The 22,245-nt window shown below is 36.1% G+C and carries 19 protein-coding genes and 3 pseudogenes; 9 read left to right on the forward strand and 13 right to left on the reverse strand.

Translation table 11 applies throughout. The annotated features are described in order from the left end of the window. Positions 1-41: 41 nt before the first annotated feature. The 8 genes and pseudogenes from ACQH1X_RS06685 to ACQH1X_RS06720 form a co-directional block, all read right to left on the reverse strand. Positions 42-1,118: pseudogene (locus ACQH1X_RS06685) on the reverse strand (IS256 family transposase); the annotation flags it as partial. Then, complete coding sequence (locus ACQH1X_RS06690; RefSeq protein ID WP_425385885.1) at positions 1,106-1,231, reverse strand: hypothetical protein; 126 nt, start codon at positions 1,229-1,231, stop codon at positions 1,106-1,108. The pseudogene ACQH1X_RS06685 and the gene ACQH1X_RS06690, both read right to left, overlap by 13 nt. An 11-nt stretch (positions 1,232-1,242) precedes the next feature. Then, a complete protein-coding gene (ltrA, locus tag ACQH1X_RS06695; protein WP_425385808.1) occupies positions 1,243-2,544 on the reverse strand; it encodes a group II intron reverse transcriptase/maturase in 1,302 nt (433 codons plus the stop codon). 26 nt (positions 2,545-2,570) lie between these two features. Next, positions 2,571-2,957, reverse strand: coding sequence for a hypothetical protein (locus tag ACQH1X_RS06700; RefSeq protein ID WP_246433168.1), 387 nt, complete (start codon positions 2,955-2,957; stop codon positions 2,571-2,573). 82 nt (positions 2,958-3,039) lie between these two features. Next, positions 3,040-3,192: pseudogene (locus ACQH1X_RS06705) on the reverse strand (IS256 family transposase); the annotation flags it as partial. Between the two features lie 174 nt (positions 3,193-3,366). Continuing rightward, positions 3,367-3,993 (reverse strand): RlmE family RNA methyltransferase, encoded by a 627-nt coding sequence (locus ACQH1X_RS06710; protein WP_425386072.1) that lies wholly within the window; start codon positions 3,991-3,993, stop codon positions 3,367-3,369. 76 nt (positions 3,994-4,069) lie between these two features. Next, complete coding sequence (locus tag ACQH1X_RS06715) at positions 4,070-4,645, reverse strand: PopZ family protein (RefSeq protein WP_425386073.1); 576 nt, start codon at positions 4,643-4,645, stop codon at positions 4,070-4,072. Between the two features lie 19 nt (positions 4,646-4,664). Continuing rightward, a complete protein-coding gene (locus ACQH1X_RS06720; RefSeq protein WP_425386074.1) occupies positions 4,665-5,900 on the reverse strand; it encodes a TolC family protein in 1,236 nt (411 codons plus the stop codon). A 132-nt stretch (positions 5,901-6,032) separates the two neighbouring features. Here ACQH1X_RS06720 and rplM point away from each other — a divergent pair, with 132 nt between their 5' ends. The 3 genes from rplM (at position 6,033) to ACQH1X_RS06735 (ending at position 7,416) form a co-directional block, all read left to right on the forward strand. After that, the gene (rplM, locus tag ACQH1X_RS06725) at positions 6,033-6,491 is read left to right on the forward strand and encodes a 50S ribosomal protein L13 (protein WP_265025881.1); all 459 of its coding nucleotides are present in this window, start codon (positions 6,033-6,035) and stop codon (positions 6,489-6,491) included. A gap of 10 nt (positions 6,492-6,501) precedes the next feature. Beyond that, a complete protein-coding gene (gene rpsI / locus ACQH1X_RS06730) occupies positions 6,502-6,957 on the forward strand; it encodes a 30S ribosomal protein S9 (protein ID WP_425386075.1) in 456 nt (151 codons plus the stop codon). 147 nt (positions 6,958-7,104) lie between these two features. Beyond that, positions 7,105-7,416 carry an HU family DNA-binding protein gene (locus tag ACQH1X_RS06735; RefSeq protein WP_264688310.1) on the forward strand — a complete coding sequence of 104 codons (312 nt, stop codon included), beginning with the start codon at positions 7,105-7,107 and terminating at the stop codon, positions 7,414-7,416. On the opposite strand, the gene ACQH1X_RS06740 is transcribed toward ACQH1X_RS06735, so the two are convergent. After that, positions 7,409-8,116 (reverse strand): pyridoxine 5'-phosphate synthase, encoded by a 708-nt coding sequence (locus ACQH1X_RS06740; RefSeq protein WP_425386076.1) that lies wholly within the window; start codon positions 8,114-8,116, stop codon positions 7,409-7,411. The genes ACQH1X_RS06735 and ACQH1X_RS06740 overlap by 8 nt on opposite strands. A gap of 262 nt (positions 8,117-8,378) precedes the next feature. Between ACQH1X_RS06740 and odhB the strand changes: the two genes are divergently transcribed. Next, positions 8,379-9,560 carry a 2-oxoglutarate dehydrogenase complex dihydrolipoyllysine-residue succinyltransferase gene (odhB, locus tag ACQH1X_RS06745; protein ID WP_265034979.1) on the forward strand — a complete coding sequence of 394 codons (1,182 nt, stop codon included), beginning with the start codon at positions 8,379-8,381 and terminating at the stop codon, positions 9,558-9,560. A gap of 508 nt (positions 9,561-10,068) precedes the next feature. On the opposite strand, the gene ACQH1X_RS06750 is transcribed toward odhB, so the two are convergent. After that, positions 10,069-13,764 (reverse strand): tetratricopeptide repeat protein, encoded by a 3,696-nt coding sequence (locus tag ACQH1X_RS06750; protein ID WP_425386077.1) that lies wholly within the window; start codon positions 13,762-13,764, stop codon positions 10,069-10,071. Positions 13,765-14,013: 249 nt separating this feature from the next. On the opposite strand from ACQH1X_RS06750, the gene secA reads away from it, so the two are divergent. Continuing rightward, complete coding sequence (secA, locus tag ACQH1X_RS06755) at positions 14,014-16,674, forward strand: preprotein translocase subunit SecA (protein WP_425386078.1); 2,661 nt, start codon at positions 14,014-14,016, stop codon at positions 16,672-16,674. Positions 16,675-16,677: 3 nt separating this feature from the next. On the opposite strand, the gene ACQH1X_RS06760 is transcribed toward secA, so the two are convergent. Then, positions 16,678-16,896, reverse strand: a complete 219-nt coding sequence (locus ACQH1X_RS06760) for a hypothetical protein (RefSeq protein WP_425386696.1) — start codon at positions 16,894-16,896, stop codon at positions 16,678-16,680. A 199-nt stretch (positions 16,897-17,095) separates the two neighbouring features. On the opposite strand from ACQH1X_RS06760, the pseudogene ACQH1X_RS06765 reads away from it, so the two are divergent. The 4 genes and pseudogenes from ACQH1X_RS06765 to ACQH1X_RS06780 all read left to right on the forward strand — a co-directional run. Continuing rightward, positions 17,096-17,248 (forward strand): annotated as a pseudogene (locus ACQH1X_RS06765) (IS256 family transposase); the annotation flags it as partial. Positions 17,249-17,330: 82 nt separating this feature from the next. Beyond that, positions 17,331-17,717: a hypothetical protein gene (locus tag ACQH1X_RS06770; protein ID WP_246433168.1), complete on the forward strand. Its 387-nt coding sequence runs from the start codon at positions 17,331-17,333 to the stop codon at positions 17,715-17,717. A 26-nt stretch (positions 17,718-17,743) separates the two neighbouring features. Continuing rightward, complete coding sequence (gene ltrA, locus ACQH1X_RS06775) at positions 17,744-19,045, forward strand: group II intron reverse transcriptase/maturase (protein ID WP_425385808.1); 1,302 nt, start codon at positions 17,744-17,746, stop codon at positions 19,043-19,045. Positions 19,046-19,056: 11 nt separating this feature from the next. Further along, complete coding sequence (locus ACQH1X_RS06780) at positions 19,057-19,266, forward strand: hypothetical protein (protein WP_425386079.1); 210 nt, start codon at positions 19,057-19,059, stop codon at positions 19,264-19,266. On the opposite strand, the gene ACQH1X_RS06785 is transcribed toward ACQH1X_RS06780, so the two are convergent. Next, positions 19,231-20,397 (reverse strand): aspartate kinase, encoded by a 1,167-nt coding sequence (locus ACQH1X_RS06785; RefSeq protein ID WP_425386080.1) that lies wholly within the window; start codon positions 20,395-20,397, stop codon positions 19,231-19,233. The genes ACQH1X_RS06780 and ACQH1X_RS06785 overlap by 36 nt on opposite strands. Before the next feature lie 343 nt (positions 20,398-20,740). After that, the gene (locus ACQH1X_RS06790; protein ID WP_425386081.1) at positions 20,741-22,159 is read right to left on the reverse strand and encodes a hypothetical protein; all 1,419 of its coding nucleotides are present in this window, start codon (positions 22,157-22,159) and stop codon (positions 20,741-20,743) included. Positions 22,160-22,245: the final 86 nt, after the last annotated feature.

Raw genomic sequence — 22,245 nt, forward strand, 5'->3', positions numbered from 1 at the left:
AACAAACGGGAGTGTTAAATAAACTGTGTCAAACCGCATTTTTAGTTCGACTCAATTTTCAATCTGCCAGGAAAGAAAACATCAAGTTGAGAGATAGTTAATGCCCAATCATGTACAGGCATCGTCCACTTTTCCTCTGCCTTCTTTATAGCACAATATACCTGCTTATACAAGGCATTTATGCTGGTAAATGAGCCTTTGGTCTTAGTGAATTTCCTAATTTGCCTATGTAGCCCCTCTATGGGATTGGTGGTGTAGATTATCCTCCTAACTGGACCAGAATACTTAAAATAACCAGACAAGTTTTCCCAATTATTCTGCCAAGATTTTATAACCATAGGGTACTTTGTGCCCCATTTTTCATCCAATTCCAACAGATAATTCTCGGCAATTTCCTTGCTTGAAGCTTGATATACCTTCTTTAAATCGCTCAAAAAACTCTTCGCATCTTTACTGGCCACATACTTCAGTGAGTTGCGTATCTGATGCACTATACACATCTGCACTTCCGCATTAGGAAAGACACTGTTTATAGCTGCAGGAAAGCTTTTTAGCCCATCAACGCAGGCAATAAGGATATCTTCTACTCCTCTTTCTTTGAGGTCATTTAACACTCCCAACCAGAAGTTAGCTCCTTCACTTTCAGCCAAATAAAAACCTAATACTTCTTTTTTGCCATTTTGATCTATGCCTAATATGTTATACATGCATTTACTTACGCAATGCCCGTCCTCTTTGACTTTAAAAAACATGCCATCCATGAAAACTATCGGATATACAGACTGCAGCGGGCGACTACGCCATTCGTTGATTACTGGTAGCAATTTGTCAGTAATACTTGATATCTCTGCCGCCGATATTTTGTGATCATAAATTTCCTCAACATGTGACACTATATCTCTATAGCCCATACCACTGGCAAATGTGCTCAAAATCTTCGTTTCAAGCTCTGGATGTAAGTTTGTTTGCCTTTTTTTGACTATTTGTGGTTCGAAACTTCCTTCTCTATCTCTTGGTGTTAATAGCTCTGCACTTGTACGTAAAGTTTTTGCATTTCTCCCATTTCTTCGATTATTCTCTTCGCTTTTAGCCGACAAGTGGTTTTCTATTTCACCTTGTTCGGTAGAAGCTGTAGCTTTACTCCTCTCGTTTGAGTTTTATTACTACAACTCCCCCTAAAGAACCGTGCTTGCAGATTTCCCGCACACGGCTCATCAATATTAGTTTTCACAGTCGTCCCTCTTATGCATATAAAGAAAAATGTATTTTTGGCTTTGGTAATGGATTTACTTCTACGTAGTGTACAAACTGTTCCCAGGTCATACTCTTTTTCTGACTACGCCGATTTATCCATTTAAATGCTAGCTTTCTTACTGATGTGTAAAATTGTTTCAAACACCAATAATTTCCGCTAATACCAAAGTAGTTATAGTGTCCTGTTAATTTAGCCTTCAGTACTTGCCACCAATCTTTAAGTCGAATACTTCCGCGGACTATTTTCAACCACTCCTTGATTTCTTTTAGTTTTCTGGCTAGATTTAACTTTGAGGTTTTATGTCCCATTATTAATCTACCACGACGACTTTTTGCACCATAGTGCGTAAACCCCAGAAAATTGAAACTTTCCGTCCTTCGTTTCTCTCTTATCGCTTGTTGCCACTCCCTCTTGCCAAACTTTACTACTCTGGTCTTGTTTTCAGATACTTCCAACCCAAATTTATTTAGCCTTTGTTTCAGTAATTCCAGAAATTCTTCCGCGTCTACCTTACTTTCGCAACAAACCACAAAATCGTCGCAAAACCTTATTAGTTGTATATATCCTCTGGATCTTGGTTTAAATTTCTTTTCTATCCATAAATCCAACACATAATGTAAGTATATATTTGCTAATACAGGACTTACTATACCACCTTGGGGTGTACCTTGTTTTGTTGCTTCATAATTTCCAGCTTCGACTATCCCTGCCTTGAGAAACCGCTTTACTAACCACAGCAAATTTGGGTCAGTTATTCGTTCCCTTAGACATCTCATTAGCCATTTATGCTGTATATTATCGTAGAACTTCTTGATATCCACTTCTACAATGTAGTTTATTGGCTTGTACATAACTGCTTTATCTAGTGCATTTACCGCTTGATGACAGTTTCTTCCAGGTCGAAATCCATATGAGCTGTCCAGAAAGTTTGCCTCGTAAATATTTTCTAATATCTTCTTCAGCATAATCTGTACTAATTTATCCTCGGTCGATGGTATTCCGAGTCCGCGTTTCTCTTTACTTCCAGCTTTCGGTATATATACCCTCTTTACTGGTTGTGGTTGATATTGCTTCCTCTTCATACTTTCTACTAGCACTTCGAGTTTCTCATTCAGATTTTCTCCGTATGATTCCACTGTTATCTGGTCTACTCCACAAGCCTTGTTACGCTTCAGTTCTTTATAACATCTCGCAAGATTCTCTGTATTTATCAGATGGACTAACGATGTGAATTTTAGTCGCTTATCTTGCTTTGCTCTTACTGCTATCTGGTTTAGTTTATTTTGCATGTTATTCCAACCTCCGTTGTATTGGCCTAGCAATCCCTATTCCAGTTACTATATTGCTGATCGCTTCCCCTTGTACGTGGCTTTCCCACATTCTGAGTACTATCAATCAGTCCGACTTCCCCTGCATCTTCCGCTAGTTCTTGCCTTTGTTGACTTGTTCCAGCGTACCTTTGTAGGAATGCATAGGATCTCCCAAGTTCACTTGAAGTCCATTTCAATACATGGCACGGTCTCAGATCCCGATAGAGTGAGTGATAACTTGCCTTTACGTTATCCTTCATGCTGTCTTCCATGGCCATGAAAATGTCGACCTCTATGTCTTCAGGTATTTCGGAACTCAATCCCTTCACTTTCGTTGTACCCTGCATTGTCCATCCCACTAGCTCTATTACACTCGTTACCTCATGCAACATAGTGGTCTGTTCCAAACTGTTGGCTAGACTTTGTTTGTGTTGGATTTTCACCAACTGTTCTCCAAGCACTTCTTGGCGCACCCAGGCTTACCTCCAGCAACTTTTTTATAAACGGTGTTAATGCTCCATCTCTTCCTGTCAACGGTCTTCCTTCTCGTATAGACGACAGGATATTTGTTTCTAATTCTTTATAATCTACCAAACCGGTAGTTCTGTTTACTACTTTCTGACTCATTGTCAAACCTCCATTTTTTTATATCAATTTATTACTTTTTTTTCGGTTTGACACAGTTTATTTAACACTCCCCTTTTAGTTGCTAAAATTATAACTCTTAATTTAATAATTTTAATCCAATAAGCTTTCAGGTTAATAAAATTAAATTATTTGAGTAAATACAATACCATGTCTTTATTTGTGGGTAATAGTAAGGTTTTGCAAGGGACTGGTGGGGAAGTTCTGCCGGTCTACTCTCCTGCCAATAAAGCCTAAACTTACCAAATACATTTCTGTAGATTCAGATCTACTTGACTTTGGTTTAAAGTATTTTACTGTTTTAAACATTTTTTTTAGCTCGTTACAAAAATCTTTATCAGATTCCCCTTGGAAAATTTTTACTACAAACGTGCCACCATGGCTCAAGAAATGCTTTGCAAAATTGAGCGCTGCTTCGCATAAAAGCATAATTCTGATATGATCCAACGATTTCAAACCACAAGATTCGGGGGCCATATCAGATAAAATTACATCAAATTTTTGATCCTTGAATTTTTCTCTTAAAATTTCAAGCTCATTGATAATATCGCATTGTATAAACTCTACTCCATTAATTGCATTCATTGGTTTTACGTCAAGAGCAACTACATTTGCACCTTTCTGAGATGTAACTTGTGACCATCCACCAGGAGAAGCACCAAGATCAATAATTTTTTGCCCTTCTTGGAATAATTTAAATTTATTATCCATTTCTACCAGCTTATATGCTGAGCGTGACCTATAACCATCCTTGCTAGTTTTTCGCACATACTGATCATTCAAATGACGATGTAGCCACCTTGTTGAAGATAATTTTCTACCCCTTGCCGTCTTTACTCTAATTTTTATTGCTAATACCCTACTTATTATTGATTATATCTTTGAGCTCTTTTTCAACTACTTCTTTTACCAGTGCATGTAGATATTTATTTAGCCATTCTGAGAGCTGAGGTTTTAAAAGAGATGTAACTAATTCTTCAACAGTAAGGTTGGCCCTTTTTTGTTGTTTATGCTGCAATTCGTTTTGCATTTTTCCAAGCAACGCTTTGATCTCTTCCATATTCTCTTTTAAAATTAGATGATCGTTATTTTGCGCTTGTAAGCCGCTATTACTCGCTTTGTTATTACTCATTTGGATATCATCGTACAAATAAATATCTTTTTTTTCTTCTGAATTGTAGCTATGGCCATTAAATTGGTTATTGTTGCAAGCCATTTCCTCACTTTGGTCATCATTATCAATGTCCTCTTTTTCACTATTTTCTTTTTTGCCATCTTCTTCCATGTCTTCTGGATACTCTTCCTCAAGGTATAGCACATCATCATTTTCATCCTTTATTTTTGCTTTATCTTCACTCGCGTTTTTACCCGATATAGCTTTTTTTATATCTTCTAGGATATCTTTTACAGATTGATTGCCTTGTTCATCATGCATAGTGCTAATACCGTTAAATTTAGAGATTTATACTATTTATCATAAAAAGCAAATGATAAACACTCGTTACATAATTGCTTTTTGCTTCAACTAAGTCTGAACGTGCTTTAAATAATGCATCTTCAGTGTCCAAAAGGTCAGATGTACTCTTTAAATTTAAGTTTACCTCTTGCTCAACTCCTTCCAATGCTAGAGATGCTGCTTTTTCCGCTTCTTGACTTGCTTTGATAATGGCCTTTGCTGTCAGCACATTATTCCAAGCATTTACAACTGCTTGTTCTATATTTTTTACCGTTTCATAATAATCATAGGTAGATTTTTTTGCATCCATTTTAGCTTTACTGACACCAAAAGCATTAACTCCTCTTTTAAAGATTGGAACATCAAGAGTAAAAACTACATGAATATCTTCTAATAGATTGTTTAACTGTGTACCATTATTCCCAAAATTTTTGCTTGCGCTTAGATTTAAAGAAGGAAGCCACTTGGAGCTTTCAGCGATCACTTCCATTCCGGCTGCTCTTTTTTGATAAACTGCTGCTTTTAGAGATAAATTATTGGTTTTTGCTAATTGTAAACATTCATTTAGCTCTGGGACAGAAGGTAGTTTATCATTAGCTTCAGAAAGGTCATCAGCATCTTCGCCAATCAAATGATAATAAGCAATATTTGCCAACTTTAATTTACCTTCAGCATCAACTCTTTCGGATACAGAAGACGAAAATTTTGCTTTTGCTAACAAAACTTCAGCATTGGTTACCTCTCCAAGAGAAAAGCGTTTTTTCATAGCTGACAAATGTTCCAAAGAAACGCGTTCTTTATGTTCTCTGAGCTTTAATATTTCTGTCTTTTGTAAAACACTAACATATGCTTTCACAGCATTAAGTGCAAGCTCTTGTTTTGATTGCTGAAATCGTATTTTTTCTGCTTTGAGAAGATGACTTGATCGACTAAATGTGGCAAAGGTGCCGCCGCCATCTATTATCTTTTGGCTTAATATCAGGCGTTTTCCAGATAAATTAGGTTGATTATAAAGATTAAAATTACTATCAAAATTGTACTGCAAACTAATGTCAGGTAAAAATCCGGCTAACCCAGAGGATTTATAGTGTTTTTCTGCGCTTTTATATTGGTAAAATTGAGACTTTATTTTTGAGCTATTTTTGATGGCTTTGCTTATAACTTCTCCCACATCGGTTGCATAGCAACTTATAGTACTAAAAATGATCGCAAGTGTGATAATCAATCGAAACATTCCACTTCCTATGCATATTGGTTGCGCAGCTCAATTACTAACATAAATTACTTTAATAATCAATAACTAATATTGTTGACACTATTGAGAAATTAAGTATATCATAGCTTACTATTGTTTAGTTAAATTACAATGAAAACTTTTTTCTTAAAAGAGAAACAAATCGACAAAAAATGGTTTGTCATAGATGCAGAAGGATTAGTGGTAGGAAGGCTTGCAGCATTTGTAGCGACACTATTACGTGGAAAGCATAAACCTGAGTATACACCTCATATGGATTGTGGCGATAATGTAATTATTATCAACGCAGAAAAGGTGCATTTTACCGGGAAGAAACTGAAAGATAAAATTTACTATAAGCATACAGGTTATTCTGGTGGTTTGAAAGAAACTACTCCAGATAACATTTTAAATGGCAAATTTCCTGAGCGTGTAATAGAAATGGCAGTGAAAAGGATGCTTGATGATGGCCCTATGGCACGTAGACGCTTTGAAAATTTGTATGTTTATTCTGGTTCAGAGCATAAGCATCAAGGGCAGCAACCTGAAAAGATAGATTTTGCCTCTTTGAATCGTAAAAATAAAAAATAATGGAGTAAAAATGAAGAGTTCTACAATAAATAACAATGATTGGTCAGAAGAGACAATTAAATCAGCAGTTGATTCGCTTGGTCGTTTATATGCTACAGGCCGAAGAAAAGAATCTGTAGCAAGAGTATGGATAAAGCCAGGAAGTGGAAAATTTAGTGTTAATAAAAAAGGCGATCTAATTTCTTATTTTAAAAGAGAGTCGGTGTGCCAAATAGTGAAAATGCCATTTATAGCAACTTCTATGTTAGACAAATATGATATATTTGCAACTGTAAAAGGTGGAGGGCTATCTGGTCAAGCAGGTGCTCTAGCTCATGGAATAAGCAGAGCTTTAAGTAGCGTAAGCCAAGATTTGCATTCTATATTACGTAATGGTGAGTTCTTAACTAGAGATTCACGTGTTGTTGAACGTAAGAAATATGGTCAACATAAAGCTCGGAAAAAGTGTCAATTTTCTAAGAGATAGTTATTTCATAGTGGTGTTTTTTTGTAAGTATTGTACAAATATTTGCAAAAGTGTATGATATCCTCTATTTTTGTGATGAATTTAGTTGACTATCGGTGTCAACATAATATGCTATTTGTGTGATTTTTTTCAATATTAAGGTAATTTATGAGTAAAGAAGATATAATAAAACAATTAAAGGAAGATTGTTCTGGTCAGAATATAGATATAACAAAATCTGATTTGAGCAAGATTCATGATGCGTTTATTAAAATAATAAAGGATGAGCTGCATGGGAAAGGTGAAATACGTTTGCATGGAATAGGAACATTTTCTACTGCTATAAGTCAGGAGAAACAATGTCGTAACCCCCAAAATGGTGAGATCATGACTGTTCCTGAAAAGACAAGGGTAAAATTTAAAGCAAGCCAAACTCTTTTAAGTATTTTAAATGAGAAGGAAAAAGCAGCAGTTAGTTAGACATTATCATTTTCATTGTTTTTACTACGCTGTGTAAGCCATAAAATACTGCTTCGCTAATTAAATAGTGGCCTATGTTAAGAGCTGAGATGTGAGGTATTCTTGTCATCTTCTTAGCGTATTTATAAGTTATGCCATGTCCTGCGTGGCATTCTATTCCTAATTTATTGACGTACTCTGCAGCATTAGTAATTAACTGTAACTTTTTCTCTGATGGATTATCACAGTAATTCCCTGTGTGAATTTCTATTATGTCAGGTTTTATCTCTAGCTTCTCAAGATATTTTAGTTGATTAATATTTGGATCGATAAACAGTGAGACTTTTATGCTAGAGCTATGCATTTTCTCTATTATATTAGAAAGTTTACTGTGCATATTCACGATATCCAGGCCACCTTCGGTTGTTAATTCTTCTCTTTTTTCTGGTACTATACTAATCGAATAGGGGTTTACCTTTTTTGCTATTTCAAGCATTTCTTCCGTGGCTGCAATTTCAAGATTTAGCTCAGTGCTAATGCTTTTTTTTAGGTTAAATACATCTTCATCTCTAATATGCCTTCTATCTTCTCGTAAGTGTACAGTAATAAAGTCTGCTCCAGCGTCAATGGCTATTTCTGCTGCTTTCAACGGATCTGGGTAGGAAGTTCCGCGTGCGTTGCGGAGGGTTGCAACGTGATCAATATTAACACCTAGTTTCACAATCTACCTCAAAAATTATTTATGGATTATACATGTTATTAGGTCGTTTGCATAGTCATTGTTTGATTAGCAATACCATAGCCGAGAGAAGGGGCTGGCGAAATTTGTCAAGATGGCCTAGCGTCACGCGCTGGAATGACATTTGGGAGTATGTTATCCGTTTGTCACTTCTAAATGATAAGAGCCTCAATGAATTTATTAGTTTATTACATGTCTCTTTTCATGTATAAATCTATAGAAAGTTTTATACGGAAGTTGTTTTATGAGCAAAATTATAGAAATCAGAGCGCCAAAAACTCTTGGTGGTGAGTCAGTTACGGAAGGTATAGTAAAAATAAAGAAAAATATTGGCGAGGCAGTAAAAGTAGATGATCTGATTTTTGAAATTGAAACTGACAAAACAGCACTCGAATTAACTGCAGAAACTTCGGGGCAAATAACTGAATTTCTTGTAAAGGAAGATGATGTGATAAGTCCTGATCAATTATTAGCGAAGCTTTCCGTGGGAGAAGTAAAAGAGGAAGCGAGAAAAGAAGATAAAAGCGAAAGTTCTGCTAAAAAAGATGCTCCATCAGCTCGTAAAATTATGGAAGAAAATGCAATTAATGCAGAAAGTGTCAAAGGAACTGGCATGGGAGACAGGATAACCAAAGCAGATGTGATAGGCCATATAAACAAAGATGTAAACGTTGCACAACCCTCAACAAGACAATACGAATTGCCAAAAAGTATAGCAAGTGGAGAGCAAAGAGAGGAACGAGTAAAAATGAGTAAAATAAGGCAAGTAATTGCCGCTCGTTTGAAAGCATCACAAAATACTGCCGCAATACTGACCACGTTCAATGAAATCGACATGAAAAATGTCATGGATCTAAGAGCAAAATATAAGGACGCCTTTGAAAAAAAATATGGAATAAAACTTGGTTTTATGTCGTTTTTTATAAAGGCAGCGGTGCAAGCACTGAAAGAAATTCCTGAAATTAATGCTGAAATCTCAGGCGATGAAATCATATATAAACATTACTATGACATAGGTGTTGCTGTTGGCACTGACAAAGGCCTTGTTGTACCAGTTATTCGGAGTGCCGATCAGATGTCATTTGCAGAAATCGAGTTGACTTTAGTTGCTCTTGGCAAAAAAGCTCGCGAGGGTAAATTACAAGTATCAGAAATGGAAGGTGCAACATTTACCATCTCAAACGGCGGAGTATACGGTTCGCTTCTTTCTACTCCCATAATAAACCCTCCTCAATCTGGAATACTTGGAATGCATTCAATACAAAATAGGCCAGTTGCCGTGGGCAATTCAATAGAGATCAGACCTATGATGTACATTGCCCTCTCTTACGACCACAGAATAGTTGATGGCAAAGGAGCAGTAACTTTCCTCGTTAAAATAAAAAATTATATAGAAGATCCAAATAGATTAGTTTTGGAAGTGTAGCTCAATGAGTTGTTGTTAATTTAGCATTGCTAAAAACCTAAACGTCATCTAACTTTGCCAGCAATTTAGCAACTTCAGAAATGGTTAGGACTTAATGTTCAATATGGATAAAACCCGTTTAAGCAACTCCTCTTGTTCCTTGTGGTCACTTAAGGTATCACAAGCGTCAATAAGATCTACTATTATTGTAGCAATTCGAAAATGATCATGGCTATAACACTTCTTAACGATAGGTAAAAAAGCCTGCTTAAGCAGCTTCTTTTTGCGATCACTACTTAAGGCACCATTAATATTTAGTTTTACCAGTAGTTTTATAATAGCTTCATAAATGATCTGTTTCACAATAAACGTTAATAAAGTTTACTATAATTATAGCGACTTGAAAATTATTATAGCTGCAATATTCTCTTGACGATAGATAAAAAAGCCTGTTCAAGCAGCTTCTTTTTATGGTCGTACTAAGACACCTTAATCGATACTTAGTTCTACCAGTAGTTTAATAATAACTTCAAAAATGATCCGAGTCACAATGTTTCTCAAGGATAAATAAAGCCCGTTCAAGCAACTCCTTTTTTTTCTTATGATCACCTAGACCCCCATAAGAGTTGCCGAGGTTTGTCAGTGTAATAGCCACTTCAAAATGTTCAGGTCCATAATGTTTCTCTTGAATTGCTAAAGCTAATTTAAGCAACTCCTTTTTTTTCTGATGATTATCTAAATCCCCATAAGCGTTACCTAAGTTTGCCAGTGTTTTAGCAACTATAAAATGATCAGAGCCATAATGTCCCTTAAGGGTGGGTAAAGCTTGTTCAAGCAACTCTTTTGCTTTCCGAGAGTTACCTAAATCCCTGTAAACGTTACCTAGATTTGCTAGTGTCCTAGCCATTTCAAAATGATCAGAGCCGTGATATTTCTCTTGAATTGCTAAAGCCCGTTCAAGCAACTCTTTTGCTTTTTGAAAATTACCCAGAGCACGATAAACTATACTAAGGTTTGTCAGTGTTACAGCAACTTGAAAATGATCAGGCCCAAAGAGTTTCTCTTTAATTGCTAAAGCTCGTTCAAAAAATTCTTTAGCTTTTTGGTGATCATCTAAATCCCCATAAGCAGTGCCGAGGTTCTCTAGTATAATAGCTACTTCAAAATGACCTGGTCCATAATGTTTTTCTTGAATTGCTAAAGCCTGTTCAAGCAACTCTTTTGCTTTCTGAAGATTACCTAGATCCCCATGAGTATTACCTAGGTTTGTCAGCAATTTGGCAACTTTGAAATGATCAGAACCGTAATGTGTCTTGTTAATTGTTAAAGCTCGTTCAAGCAACTCCTTTTTTTTCTGATGATTACCTAAATCCCCATAAGCGTTACCTAGATTTGTCAGTATAATAGCAATTTCAAAATGGTCAAAACCATAATGTTTCTCTTGAATTGCTAAAGCCTGCTCAAGCAACTCTTTAGCTTTCTGAGGATTGCCTAAATCCCCATAAGCTGCACCTAGGTTTGTCAGTGTAATAGCTACTCCAAAATGGTCAGGTCCATAATGTTTTTCTTGAATTGCTAAAGTTAATTTAAGCAACTCCTTTTTTTTCTGATGATTATCTAAATCCCCATAAGCGTTACCTAAGTTTATCAGTGTTCTAGAAACTTCGAGATGATCAGGCCCATAATGTTTCTCTTGAATTGCTAAAGCCTGTTCAAGCAACTCTTTAGCTTTCCGAGGATTACCCAAAGCCCTATAAGCGATACCGAAACTTACTAGTGCTGTAGCAACTATAAAATGATCAGAGCTATAATATTTCTTGAGGATCGATAAAGCCCGTTCAAGCAACTCTTTTTGTTTTTGAGGATAACCTAAAGCGCCATAAGCAGTACCTAGGTTTATCAGTGTAATAGCAACTTTAAAATAATCAGAGCCATGATGTTTCTCTTGAATAGGTAAAGCCCGTTCGAGTAACTCCTTTTGTCTTCTAGGGTTACCCAAGTCATAGTACCCATTATCCATCCACGTTAACAAACCTACAAGATAATCCTTTTCTATTGCTTGTTTTTCTGGAGGATTTTTTGCTAGCCAATTATCTATATGTGACAGAAATGCTTCTAAATGAGGCAATAATTGTCGTTTCTTAGCATAATCTTCTAATTTATCACTGTCGTCAGGGAAGCTTTCTTTCAGTAATTCAAAAGTCTTTTTCACAACTTTGTCTTTACCTTGTTTTTCTAACTCTATTCTTGTTACTTGCTGTACTAACCTGTGAATATTGACTGAACTTTGTTCTTCTCCTGAGTTGATCATTGAATACTGCTTAAGTAGTTGGATAGCATCACCTAACTTTTCTCTATTGCGTTCTAATCCTAAAAACATTTCTACAGGAATGCTGTCGGAAGCAATATAGGCAATGATATCCAAGATTTCTTTGGCTTGCTGACCATACTCTGGGTTATCTTTGATTTTATCAATAGTAATTCTCCAGGTTATAAAAGTTGTCTTGGTGTAGTTATTGTCGCTGTCTTTAGGAAACTTAAAATCAAGTAATTTTTCTGCTTCCTCTTTATACCTCTTTAAATAATCACTAATTTCAAACTTCAAACCTACATTCTTTAATGCTACATCCCTTTCTTTTATGTATGCAACTACCTGCTGCAGGGCTAAAGGAAAATGCTGTAATGTTTCTGCTAGATTCTTTACTTCATTTTCTTGTGATCCATCTTTTATACCCAGTGCTTTTCTAATAAAGTCTATTGATTCTGGTTCAGTAAATGTACCCAATGTTAATGATTTTATATCTCCCCATTTCTGATTACGAGAGGTAATCAAAACACTAGGTTTATTATCATCAGATGATAAAAAGTGGGGCAGTAAGAATTGACTAATACCAGCATCTTGACCTTCACTTCTGTATTCTTCTGCATTGTCAAAAACAAAGAGACTTTTTCTCTTTGCAAAAAAAGCGTATATATCTCTTACAATAGATTCAATATCCCTATTTTCTGTAGGAATGCCTAAAGGATCTCTAGCTAACCTGAGAAAAGACTGCACCATGGTTTCATGGGTTTCAGCTTTTATCCATATAATATTGTTGTCATAATCTTTACTGTGTTCTTCAATATATTTTTTGGCCAGCTCAGTCTTACCTATTCCTCTCAACCCACTAATAGAAACCAGTTGCGATATTACTGTGGCTACACCTTGACTCTCTTGTATTGACTCATGCAGTTTTTCTAGCTCTGTTTTTCTTCCAGTAAACGATCCTACTGGGTTTCTTACCTCAAATCGAAAGCCTCCTAAGATTTCTTCTTTCATCTTGCGAAAGAATTCTCTTCCGTCTTCATGTGTAAGAAAACGTCTCCCTTTTTCTTTCAGCCAATCTAGCATTTTTTCTTGGAAGCGAGCGTAAACATTTTTTCTGTCAATATCATTAAATTGCTCGCCCAGCTCATTCTTAATGATTTCCGCTAGTTTCATCTCATTCGGCTGATTTACTGCAAATACTAATTTATCAAAAAATTCTTTTATACTCTCTTCTAACCTGCTCTTTATTATTTGTTTAAATTCGTTTTGCCACTTTTGATTTCTTCCCAATTTCCTTTTTGAATCCTGATCTGATTTACTTTGAAGTTTTTCTATCTCCTTTTCTAATTCTGCTATCGTCTCTTCCACAGCACTCTCAAATGCCGGTTGCACTACCGAAATCATATTATTATGAATACAAGAGAACTTATATCTAGTGCCGCCGTCTTTAAAAAAGACATCACTAGTGTCGATTACTTCAACTAAAATTTCTATTTCATTGTTTGGTCCTGAAGTTTTTACCTTCAACTTCTTCACTGTGTTTTGTGCTGTGCTTTGATCAAGATCAAAATCGATATTAGTGCAGATAATAAAATCTTTCAGGTTACCATCTGCAAAATCTTGATTATTTTTTATCTTTAGATAAGAGATGAAATACTTTGCTAACCTAAATTCATCTCTATTTTTATCTTTTGTAAGTAAGTCCCTTACTTCAATTTTCTTATTATCTTCATCTTGTTTATGTTTAGCCTGCAAAAAGCGGTATGCTTTCTTACTACCCTGGGTATATTCAAACACTAAGTCATCAAACTTTCTGGCTTCTTCTATTTCTGTACCTAAGCGAAAAGAATGCTGATAAAGTACTCCGCGATGCAAAAACAGCATCAATACCTTTAACTGATAGATATTACCGTGCATAACTAGTTACCCCATACAGGCTGCAATAAATTTATTTAGTCTAGAATTAAAGATTACCAAATACCTCAAATAATACAACGGTATCTTCAATATTTTGATAGAAGGTCTTTAAGAATAGGAATTGCTTAGCAAACTCTTAATTCTTGATTTAAAAAAGACTTTCCAAAGATTTTTCAAATCTAATATGTAATTGCTGTAGGCTGCATTTAGTAATATAATCTCATATTAAATAAGACTTTACTTAAGTTTATGCTAGATTCTCCGCTAATTTTGACAGCCATTCTTATATTTTTCATTTTTACGTTGTCATTCTTTTTTATAAGAAAGATATTTGGGTCAACGAATAAGAAGATAATAAAATCCTTTAGGAAAATTGTTCAGCAAATAAATGCATTAGAAACAGAAATGCGGAGCTTATCTGATGAGGAGCTTGCTGGTAAAACTGAAGAATTCAAACGAGAATTGAAAAATGGGAAAACGTTAAATGATCTTCTCGTACCTGCATTTGCAGTTGTGCGTGAAGTCTCCCGAAGGTTTCTTAACATGAGACATTTTGATGTTCAGCTAATTGGTGGAATGGTGCTCCATAATGGCATGATATCAGAAATGAAAACAGGAGAGGGAAAGACACTCGTTGCAACTTTAGCAGCATATCTAAATTCCTTAGAAGGGAAAGGCGTACACGTTGTAACTGTTAATGATTATCTTGCAAAACGAGACACAGAGTGGATGAGCAAGTTATATAATTCTCTCGGGGTTTCTGTTGCATTTATTACGAATAATTTGACAGATGAAGAGAGAAAAGAGGCTTACAGTGCAGATATCGTGTATTCCACAAATAACGAGCTTGCCTTTGATTACCTGCGAGACAATATGAAATTTTCTCAAGAAGACATGGTTCAGAGAGGCTTTCACTACGGAATAGTTGATGAAGTGGACTCAATACTCATTGATGAAGCTCGCACTCCGCTTATTATTTCTGGCCCGGTTGAGGAAAACAATCAGATATATAAGCACATCAATAAAATAGTGACCAAATTAGTTGACTCTGATTATGAAGTAGATGAAAAAGGTAGAACGGTATTCTTGACTGAAGATGGTATTTCACGAGTGGAGGAACTACTCAGGTCATACAATCTCATTCCTGAAAATTCCTCGCTCTATGATACTGACAGCATGATAATGACTCATTATATAGACCAAGCATTACGTGCACATAAGCTGTTCACTGCTGATAAAGATTATATAGTGAAAGATGGAAAGGTAGTGATTATTGATGAATTTACTGGGCGTATGATGGAGGGCAGGAGATATTCCGATGGTCTTCACCAAGCGCTTGAAGCGAAGGAGAATCTTGAAATTCAGCATGAAAACCAAACTTTAGCATCGGTCACATTTCAGAATTACTTTCGTATGTACAATAAACTTTCCGGAATGACTGGAACAGCAGCAACAGAGGCAGAAGAGTTTCGTGATATATACAGACTAAATGTAGTAAAAATTCCAACCAATGTACCTGTAAAAAGAATAGACATTGATGATGAAATTTACGGTACAGAAAAGGAAAAGTTTAATGCTGTGTCGAAGTTTATAGAAGAATGCCACAAATGCCTTCAACCAGTCCTTGTTGGCACGGTGAGCATTGAAAACTCTGAGAAGCTTTCTGCGCTTTTGCAAAGCCATTCTCTTAAGCATTCAGTATTGAATGCTCGTTATCATGAACAAGAGGCGTACATAATAGCACAAGCTGGAGTGCCAGGTAGTATCACTATAGCAACTAACATGGCAGGACGTGGAACTGACATTCAACTTGGTGGAAATGCTGAAATGATTGCAAAGGTAGAGCTAAAGAAGATAAAAAATGCTGATGAAAGAGAAAAAAAATACCAAGAAATAGTCGAAAGAGTAAAAAAAGATAAGGAAATTGCTATAAAAGCTGGTGGTTTATGTGTGGTTGGAACCGAAAGACATGAAAGCAGGAGAATAGATGATCAATTACGCGGCCGTTCTGGCCGTCAGGGTGATCCTGGGCTTTCTAAGTTCTTTTTATCGCTCGAAGATGACCTAATGAGAATATTTGGTTCTGATAGAATGAGAAGCTTTTTACAAAAAGTAGGGTTAAAGAATAACGAAGCTATTCATCATCCATGGATCAATAAGGCACTCGAGAAAGCGCAAAAGAAAGTTGAAGCTAGAAATTATGATGTGCGGAAGTCTTTGCTTAAGTTTGATGACGTAATCAATAACCAACGTAAAGTTATTTTTAAGCAGAGAAACAATATCTTAGGCAATGAAATCAATGATTTGTTTGAAGTGTATAGCGAAGTAAATGAGAGCGTAGTAGAAGGTATAATCCAAAGTGGCTATTATGAGGATTATATTGAAGATATAGCCAAAGAATTTCATACAAGGTATGGAATAACACTTGATAAAGAAGATTTAGCAAAGTTTTTAAACAAACAAGAAGCTTTGAATTGTATAAATGATAAGATACAAGAATTTTTTACTGAGAAAGAAAAATATTTCAACAGTCAGCACACTACAGATTTGTGGAATACGATCGTGAAGCAAATGATGATAATGACACTTGATCATTTATGGAGGGAACACCTTTCAGTTCTAGAGAGCCTAAGACAAAGCATAAGCTTACGTGCCATGGGGCAGAAAGATCCACTGAATGAATTTAAACGCGAAGCTTTTTTGATGTTTGAGTCAATGCTTGAAAAATGGAAGGAACTCACCATTCACCGCTTAGCACACTTTAAGTTGGCAGACAACCAGGAAATAGGCAATAGGTTACATTTTGCTAGAAATAGCAGACTTCCCAAAGTCTCAAGAAACGACAAATGTCCTTGCAACTCCGGAAAGAAATACAAGCACTGCCACGGCGCGGTTACTGTGGTAAATTAGTAACTATGGTTGTACAGTTTGTTTATTTCCATCAACATTACTGCAGCTAACCTCACTTAGCTTACTGTTTAATGAATGCTCTGATGACTTATACGCAACCCCATAGGAAATTCCACCAACGATCAGTGCAGATGCCACAGTAATTCCAACTATTGCTAGTGCAGGTAATGCAGTAGCATAAATGAGTGCTAATGGAGCAACAATGGCAGCTAATATACCCACAGTAATTCCTGCTTTTGTAGCTTTAGGTCTATGGATGCATGATGGATCTGTGTAACCTAGCAGAAGTTTCACTGTTGTCATGTCATTCTTCTGTATTGCCAAATCTAAAGGAGTGTTTCCCCATCATGGGAGTGTTAAATAAACTGTGTCAAACCGAAAAAAAAGTAATAAATTGATATAAAAAAATGGAGGTTTGACAATGAGTCAGAAAGTAGTAAACAGAACTACCGGTTTGGTAGATTATAAAGAATTAGAAACAAATATCCTGTCGTCTATACGAGAAGGAAGACCGTTGACAGGAAGAGATGGAGCATTAACACCGTTTATAAAAAAGTTGCTGGAGGTAAGCCTGGGTGCGCCAAGAAGTGCTTGGAGAACAGTTGGTGAAAATCCAACACAAACAAAGTCTAGCCAACAGTTTGGAACAGACCACTATGTTGCATGAGGTAACGAGTGTAATAGAGCTAGTGGGATGGACAATGCAGGGTACAACGAAAGTGAAGGGATTGAGTTCCGAAATACCTGAAGACATAGAGGTCGACATTTTCATGGCCATGGAAGACAGCATGAAGGATAACGTAAAGGCAAGTTATCACTCACTCTATCGGGATCTGAGACCGTGCCATGTATTGAAATGGACTTCAAGTGAACTTGGGAGATCCTATGCATTCCTACAAAGGTACGCTGGAACAAGTCAACAAAGGCAAGAACTAGCGGAAGATGCAGGGGAAGTCGGACTGATTGATAGTACTCAGAATGTGGGAAAGCCACGTACAAGGGGAAGCGATCAGCAATATAGTAACTGGAATAGGGATTGCTAGGCCAATACAACGGAGGTTGGAATAACATGCAAAATAAACTAAACCAGATAGCAGTAAGAGCAAAGCAAGATAAGCGACTAAAATTCACATCGTTAGTCCATCTGATAAATACAGAGAATCTTGCGAGATGTTATAAAGAACTGAAGCGTAACAAGGCTTGTGGAGTAGACCAGATAACAGTGGAATCATACGGAGAAAATCTGAATGAGAAACTCGAAGTGCTAGTAGAAAGTATGAAGAGGAAGCAATATCAACCACAACCAGTAAAGAGGGTATATATACCGAAAGCTGGAAGTAAAGAGAAACGCGGACTCGGAATACCATCGACCGAGGATAAATTAGTACAGATTATGCTGAAGAAGATATTAGAAAATATTTACGAGGCAAACTTTCTGGACAGCTCATATGGATTTCGACCTGGAAGAAACTGTCATCAAGCGGTAAATGCACTAGATAAAGCAGTTATGTACAAGCCAATAAACTACATTGTAGAAGTGGATATCAAGAAGTTCTACGATAATATACAGCATAAATGGCTAATGAGATGTCTAAGGGAACGAATAACTGACCCAAATTTGCTGTGGTTAGTAAAGCGGTTTCTCAAGGCAGGGATAGTCGAAGCTGGAAATTATGAAGCAACAAAACAAGGTACACCCCAAGGTGGTATAGTAAGTCCTGTATTAGCAAATATATACTTACATTATGTGTTGGATTTATGGATAGAAAAGAAATTTAAACCAAGATCCAGAGGATATATACAACTAATAAGGTTTTGCGACGATTTTGTGGTTTGTTGCGAAAGTAAGGTAGACGCGGAAGAATTTCTGGAATTACTGAAACAAAGGCTAAATAAATTTGGGTTGGAAGTATCTGAAAACAAGACCAGAGTAGTAAAGTTTGGCAAGAGGGAGTGGCAACAAGCGATAAGAGAGAAACGAAGGACGGAAAGTTTCAATTTTCTGGGGTTTACGCACTATGGTGCAAAAAGTCGTCGTGGTAGATTAATAATGGGACATAAAACCTCAAAGTTAAATCTAGCCAGAAAACTAAAAGAAATCAAGGAGTGGTTGAAAATAGTCCGCGGAAGTATTCGACTTAAAGATTGGTGGCAAGTACTGAAGGCTAAATTAACAGGACACTATAACTACTTTGGTATTAGCGGAAATTATTGGTGTTTGAAACAATTTTACACATCAGTAAGAAAGCTAGCATTTAAATGGATAAATCGGCGTAGTCAGAAAAAGAGTATGACCTGGGAACAGTTTGTACACTACGTAGAAGTAAATCCATTACCAAAGCCAAAAATACATTTTTCTTTATATGCATAAGAGGGACGACTGTGAAAACTAATATTGATGAGCCGTGTGCGGGAAATCTGCAAGCACGGTTCTTTAGGGGGAGTTGTAGTAATAAAACTCAAACGAGAGGAGTAAAGCTACAGCTTCTACCGAACAAGACTCTTAAGTTGACGCCATTGGCTGAACGGATACCAGTTGTAGACGTCAAGCCTATCCTAGTGCTGCATATCAAGCTCATACTCAGTATGTAAATCTTTGACTAAAGCTACAGCGCATTCTTTTTGAACAATTATACTGATTTTGATTTCAGATGTTGTGATAGCAAGTATTTCTATCTTTTTTTCGCTTAAAACCTTGAGTGTGCGGTGCATCACTTCAGTGTTAGACATAACACCAATACCAATTATTGAAATTTTAGCTACATTATCGTTTATAGCATAATTTTCATTCTTATTCAGTAACTTTTCCATTAAATCAATATCAAATTTGGAGATAACAAAACTTGACCCATGTATCATATCAATTTTAACGTTTGCCCCTACTATATCTCTTAAAGTACGCAAGTTATTTGCAAGGTTAGTGAAAGTTACAAGAGCTTCATTAGTGCTATAAGTTATTCCAGTAATTAAGTATCTCTCTAGTACATCCCTTTTGTGTAGTACTGTGGTGCCTTCTACTTCCTTAAAAGTGGATAGCACTTGCACTTTAATGTTATGTTTCATTGCAAGTTGTACTGAACGATTATGCAGTATTTTAGCACCAGATGACGAAATTTCCAACATTTCATCGTAAGAGATAAATTTGAGCTTGCGTGCCTTTGGAACAATTTTCGGGTCTGCTGTATATATTCCATCAATATCAGTAAAAATTTCGCAAGCTCTAACACCAAAGGCTATCGCAAAGGCAACTGCTGATATATCAGAGCCTCCTCTTCCAAAAGTAGTGATTCTATCATCATTTATACCCTGAAAACCAGCGATGATCGCAGCAGTATAACCCTCAGCAAAAGATCTTTTCACACGGTCAATCTTTATTGTTTTTATTTTAGACTCAGAATAAAAATCATCAGTTACAATTGGTAACTGCCAGGCAAGCCACGATTTAGCATTAACTCCGATCGATTGGAGAGTGATAGCTAATAGACTGCAAGAGATTTGTTCTCCTGCTGAAAGCATAACGTCATACTCTGATAACTCTTGTCTGCAACTTAAATTTGAGATTTGCCTAGCCTGAAAAGCCATTTGGTCAGTAAATCCTGCAACAGCGGATACAACAACGATTACATTACAACCTTTCTCAATATCGTTTTTTATCAAATTTGCAACTCGGTTTAAATCAGTTAGCGAAGTCCCACCAAATTTTTTTATGATTATTTTGTCCATAGTTACAATATAGCTCTCTTCTGAAGGAAAATATAGTTTTTGTAGAGATAGCAGCTTGCAAGCCATTCAGAAAAGGGAGGACAAAGCTATAGCTATACCGCCGCGGCGCTAACTAGTAGCGGAATGACGAGCTTATCGTCATTCCGCCGCGAACCGTCATACCGCGATTCATTCGCGGTATCTCATCAGCTAACAAGCAGCAGGACGACAGCAATCCTACGTCATACCGCCGCAGTATCTCAAAGCATAGATCCCGCTAACAAGTAGCGGAATGACGAATTTGTTGTTTTTCAAATTGTCGGTAAACCTAAGCCACTTTAGCTATATAGCACGAATTAAACCACTAAGTAGCAGGAGACCTTGCATGATCTCCAAAAAATACTTTTATTCTTTCAAGATAAGTAGGTGGTTCTGCAGGGATTTCTATACCATCTATAACAGCGCTTATTGCTTCTTTTACATCGTCGCTTGTAATTAACTCTTTTAATTTATGTTTTATAGGGCCTCTTCCAACATCTTGCCCATACCTATTGTAATAATCCACATATAATTCATTAAAGACAGATTGTTTTGCTTCTTCTATCAGTTTACTGATGTTGCTTTTTATTTGAGGATCCATATCACCATCAGAATAAAAATTATCAAAATTGTCCTTTAAAATTGTAATTTTTTTATTGTTACAGCTTCTAAGGAATTTTTCTGTAATGCTTGGCATTCTCTCGTACACTTGAGCGTTTACCTCAACTGTAAAGTTATTTTTAGCTTCAAGACAACTAAGTGAATAAATAATACGATTAAACATTCCAAGATGACATGCACCATTTCCTTCTTTTAAACGCATCAGTAACATGCACTTTAGAAAATCTGTATCTAACTTTTGATCCTTAGCTGCAGTCAAAACTAGATTTGCAGCTTGTGTGAGAGTAAGGCTAGTTTTTGATTCTCTATAAGCTGCTCCATTGGAACCATTAAAGTTAAGATAAAGTTTTAATTGCTCTTTTTGCTCAGTTGTAAGCTCATCTGAATTATTTATGTAGTCTTCAAACTCTTTATTGAGTACATTTGGTTGAGCTCCAAATTTCTGTTTTAACTCTTGAGCGCATTGGAAAATACTATGTTCAAAACTACTCGTGTGAACACTTTGACTGCCAGTGCCCACATCAGTTACATTAAACAAAAAGCTTAGCTGCTTTACATTCAAACCCAAAGGTGAGAAAAGCCTCACTAATGGATACTTTATCAATTCAAGAAGTGCTACTGGAATTAATAATACAGCATTTATAAGCACAAGAAATATGTGATTACTTGGTATTTCTCTTCTAGTACTCAGTAGCAGCCACCCATTAAGGGCAGATATTTTCGATGCACAGTACAAAAATGGTAATTGAATGTAATATATTAAATATATAGAGAAAAATAGAATCTTATCTTTCAACCCTATTGTTGGGTCGTTATATACTTCAGAAAAAATACTATCATCACTGTTTTTATTTTTGAAAGACTGATAGTTGCTTGTAATTTTTTCTGTAAAGATAGAACAGAGCTTATGTATGCCATAGCATGCAACACAGGCAGCAAGAGAAATTGCAAGTGTTCCAAAAGCAGCTAATACCTCACTTGAAGTTTTGGCAAGAAGGAATGCATAAAGCGCATTAATAAAGATCTTAAGCAGAGAATCATGATAAAATAATGTTCCAATAGCAGCACCAATTAATAAAACATACCCACAAACAACCAAAAATGTTTTTAACCTCGGATTCATAGCCTTCTCCTAATAATCTATTTCATTATATGCATAAATTTAAAAAATGCAAGTTTTTATAAAGATCGATTGAAATTTCTGAGCTT

Source organism: Wolbachia endosymbiont (group A) of Barypeithes pellucidus, from assembly GCF_964030885.1.
Lineage (GTDB): Bacteria > Pseudomonadota > Alphaproteobacteria > Rickettsiales > Anaplasmataceae > Wolbachia.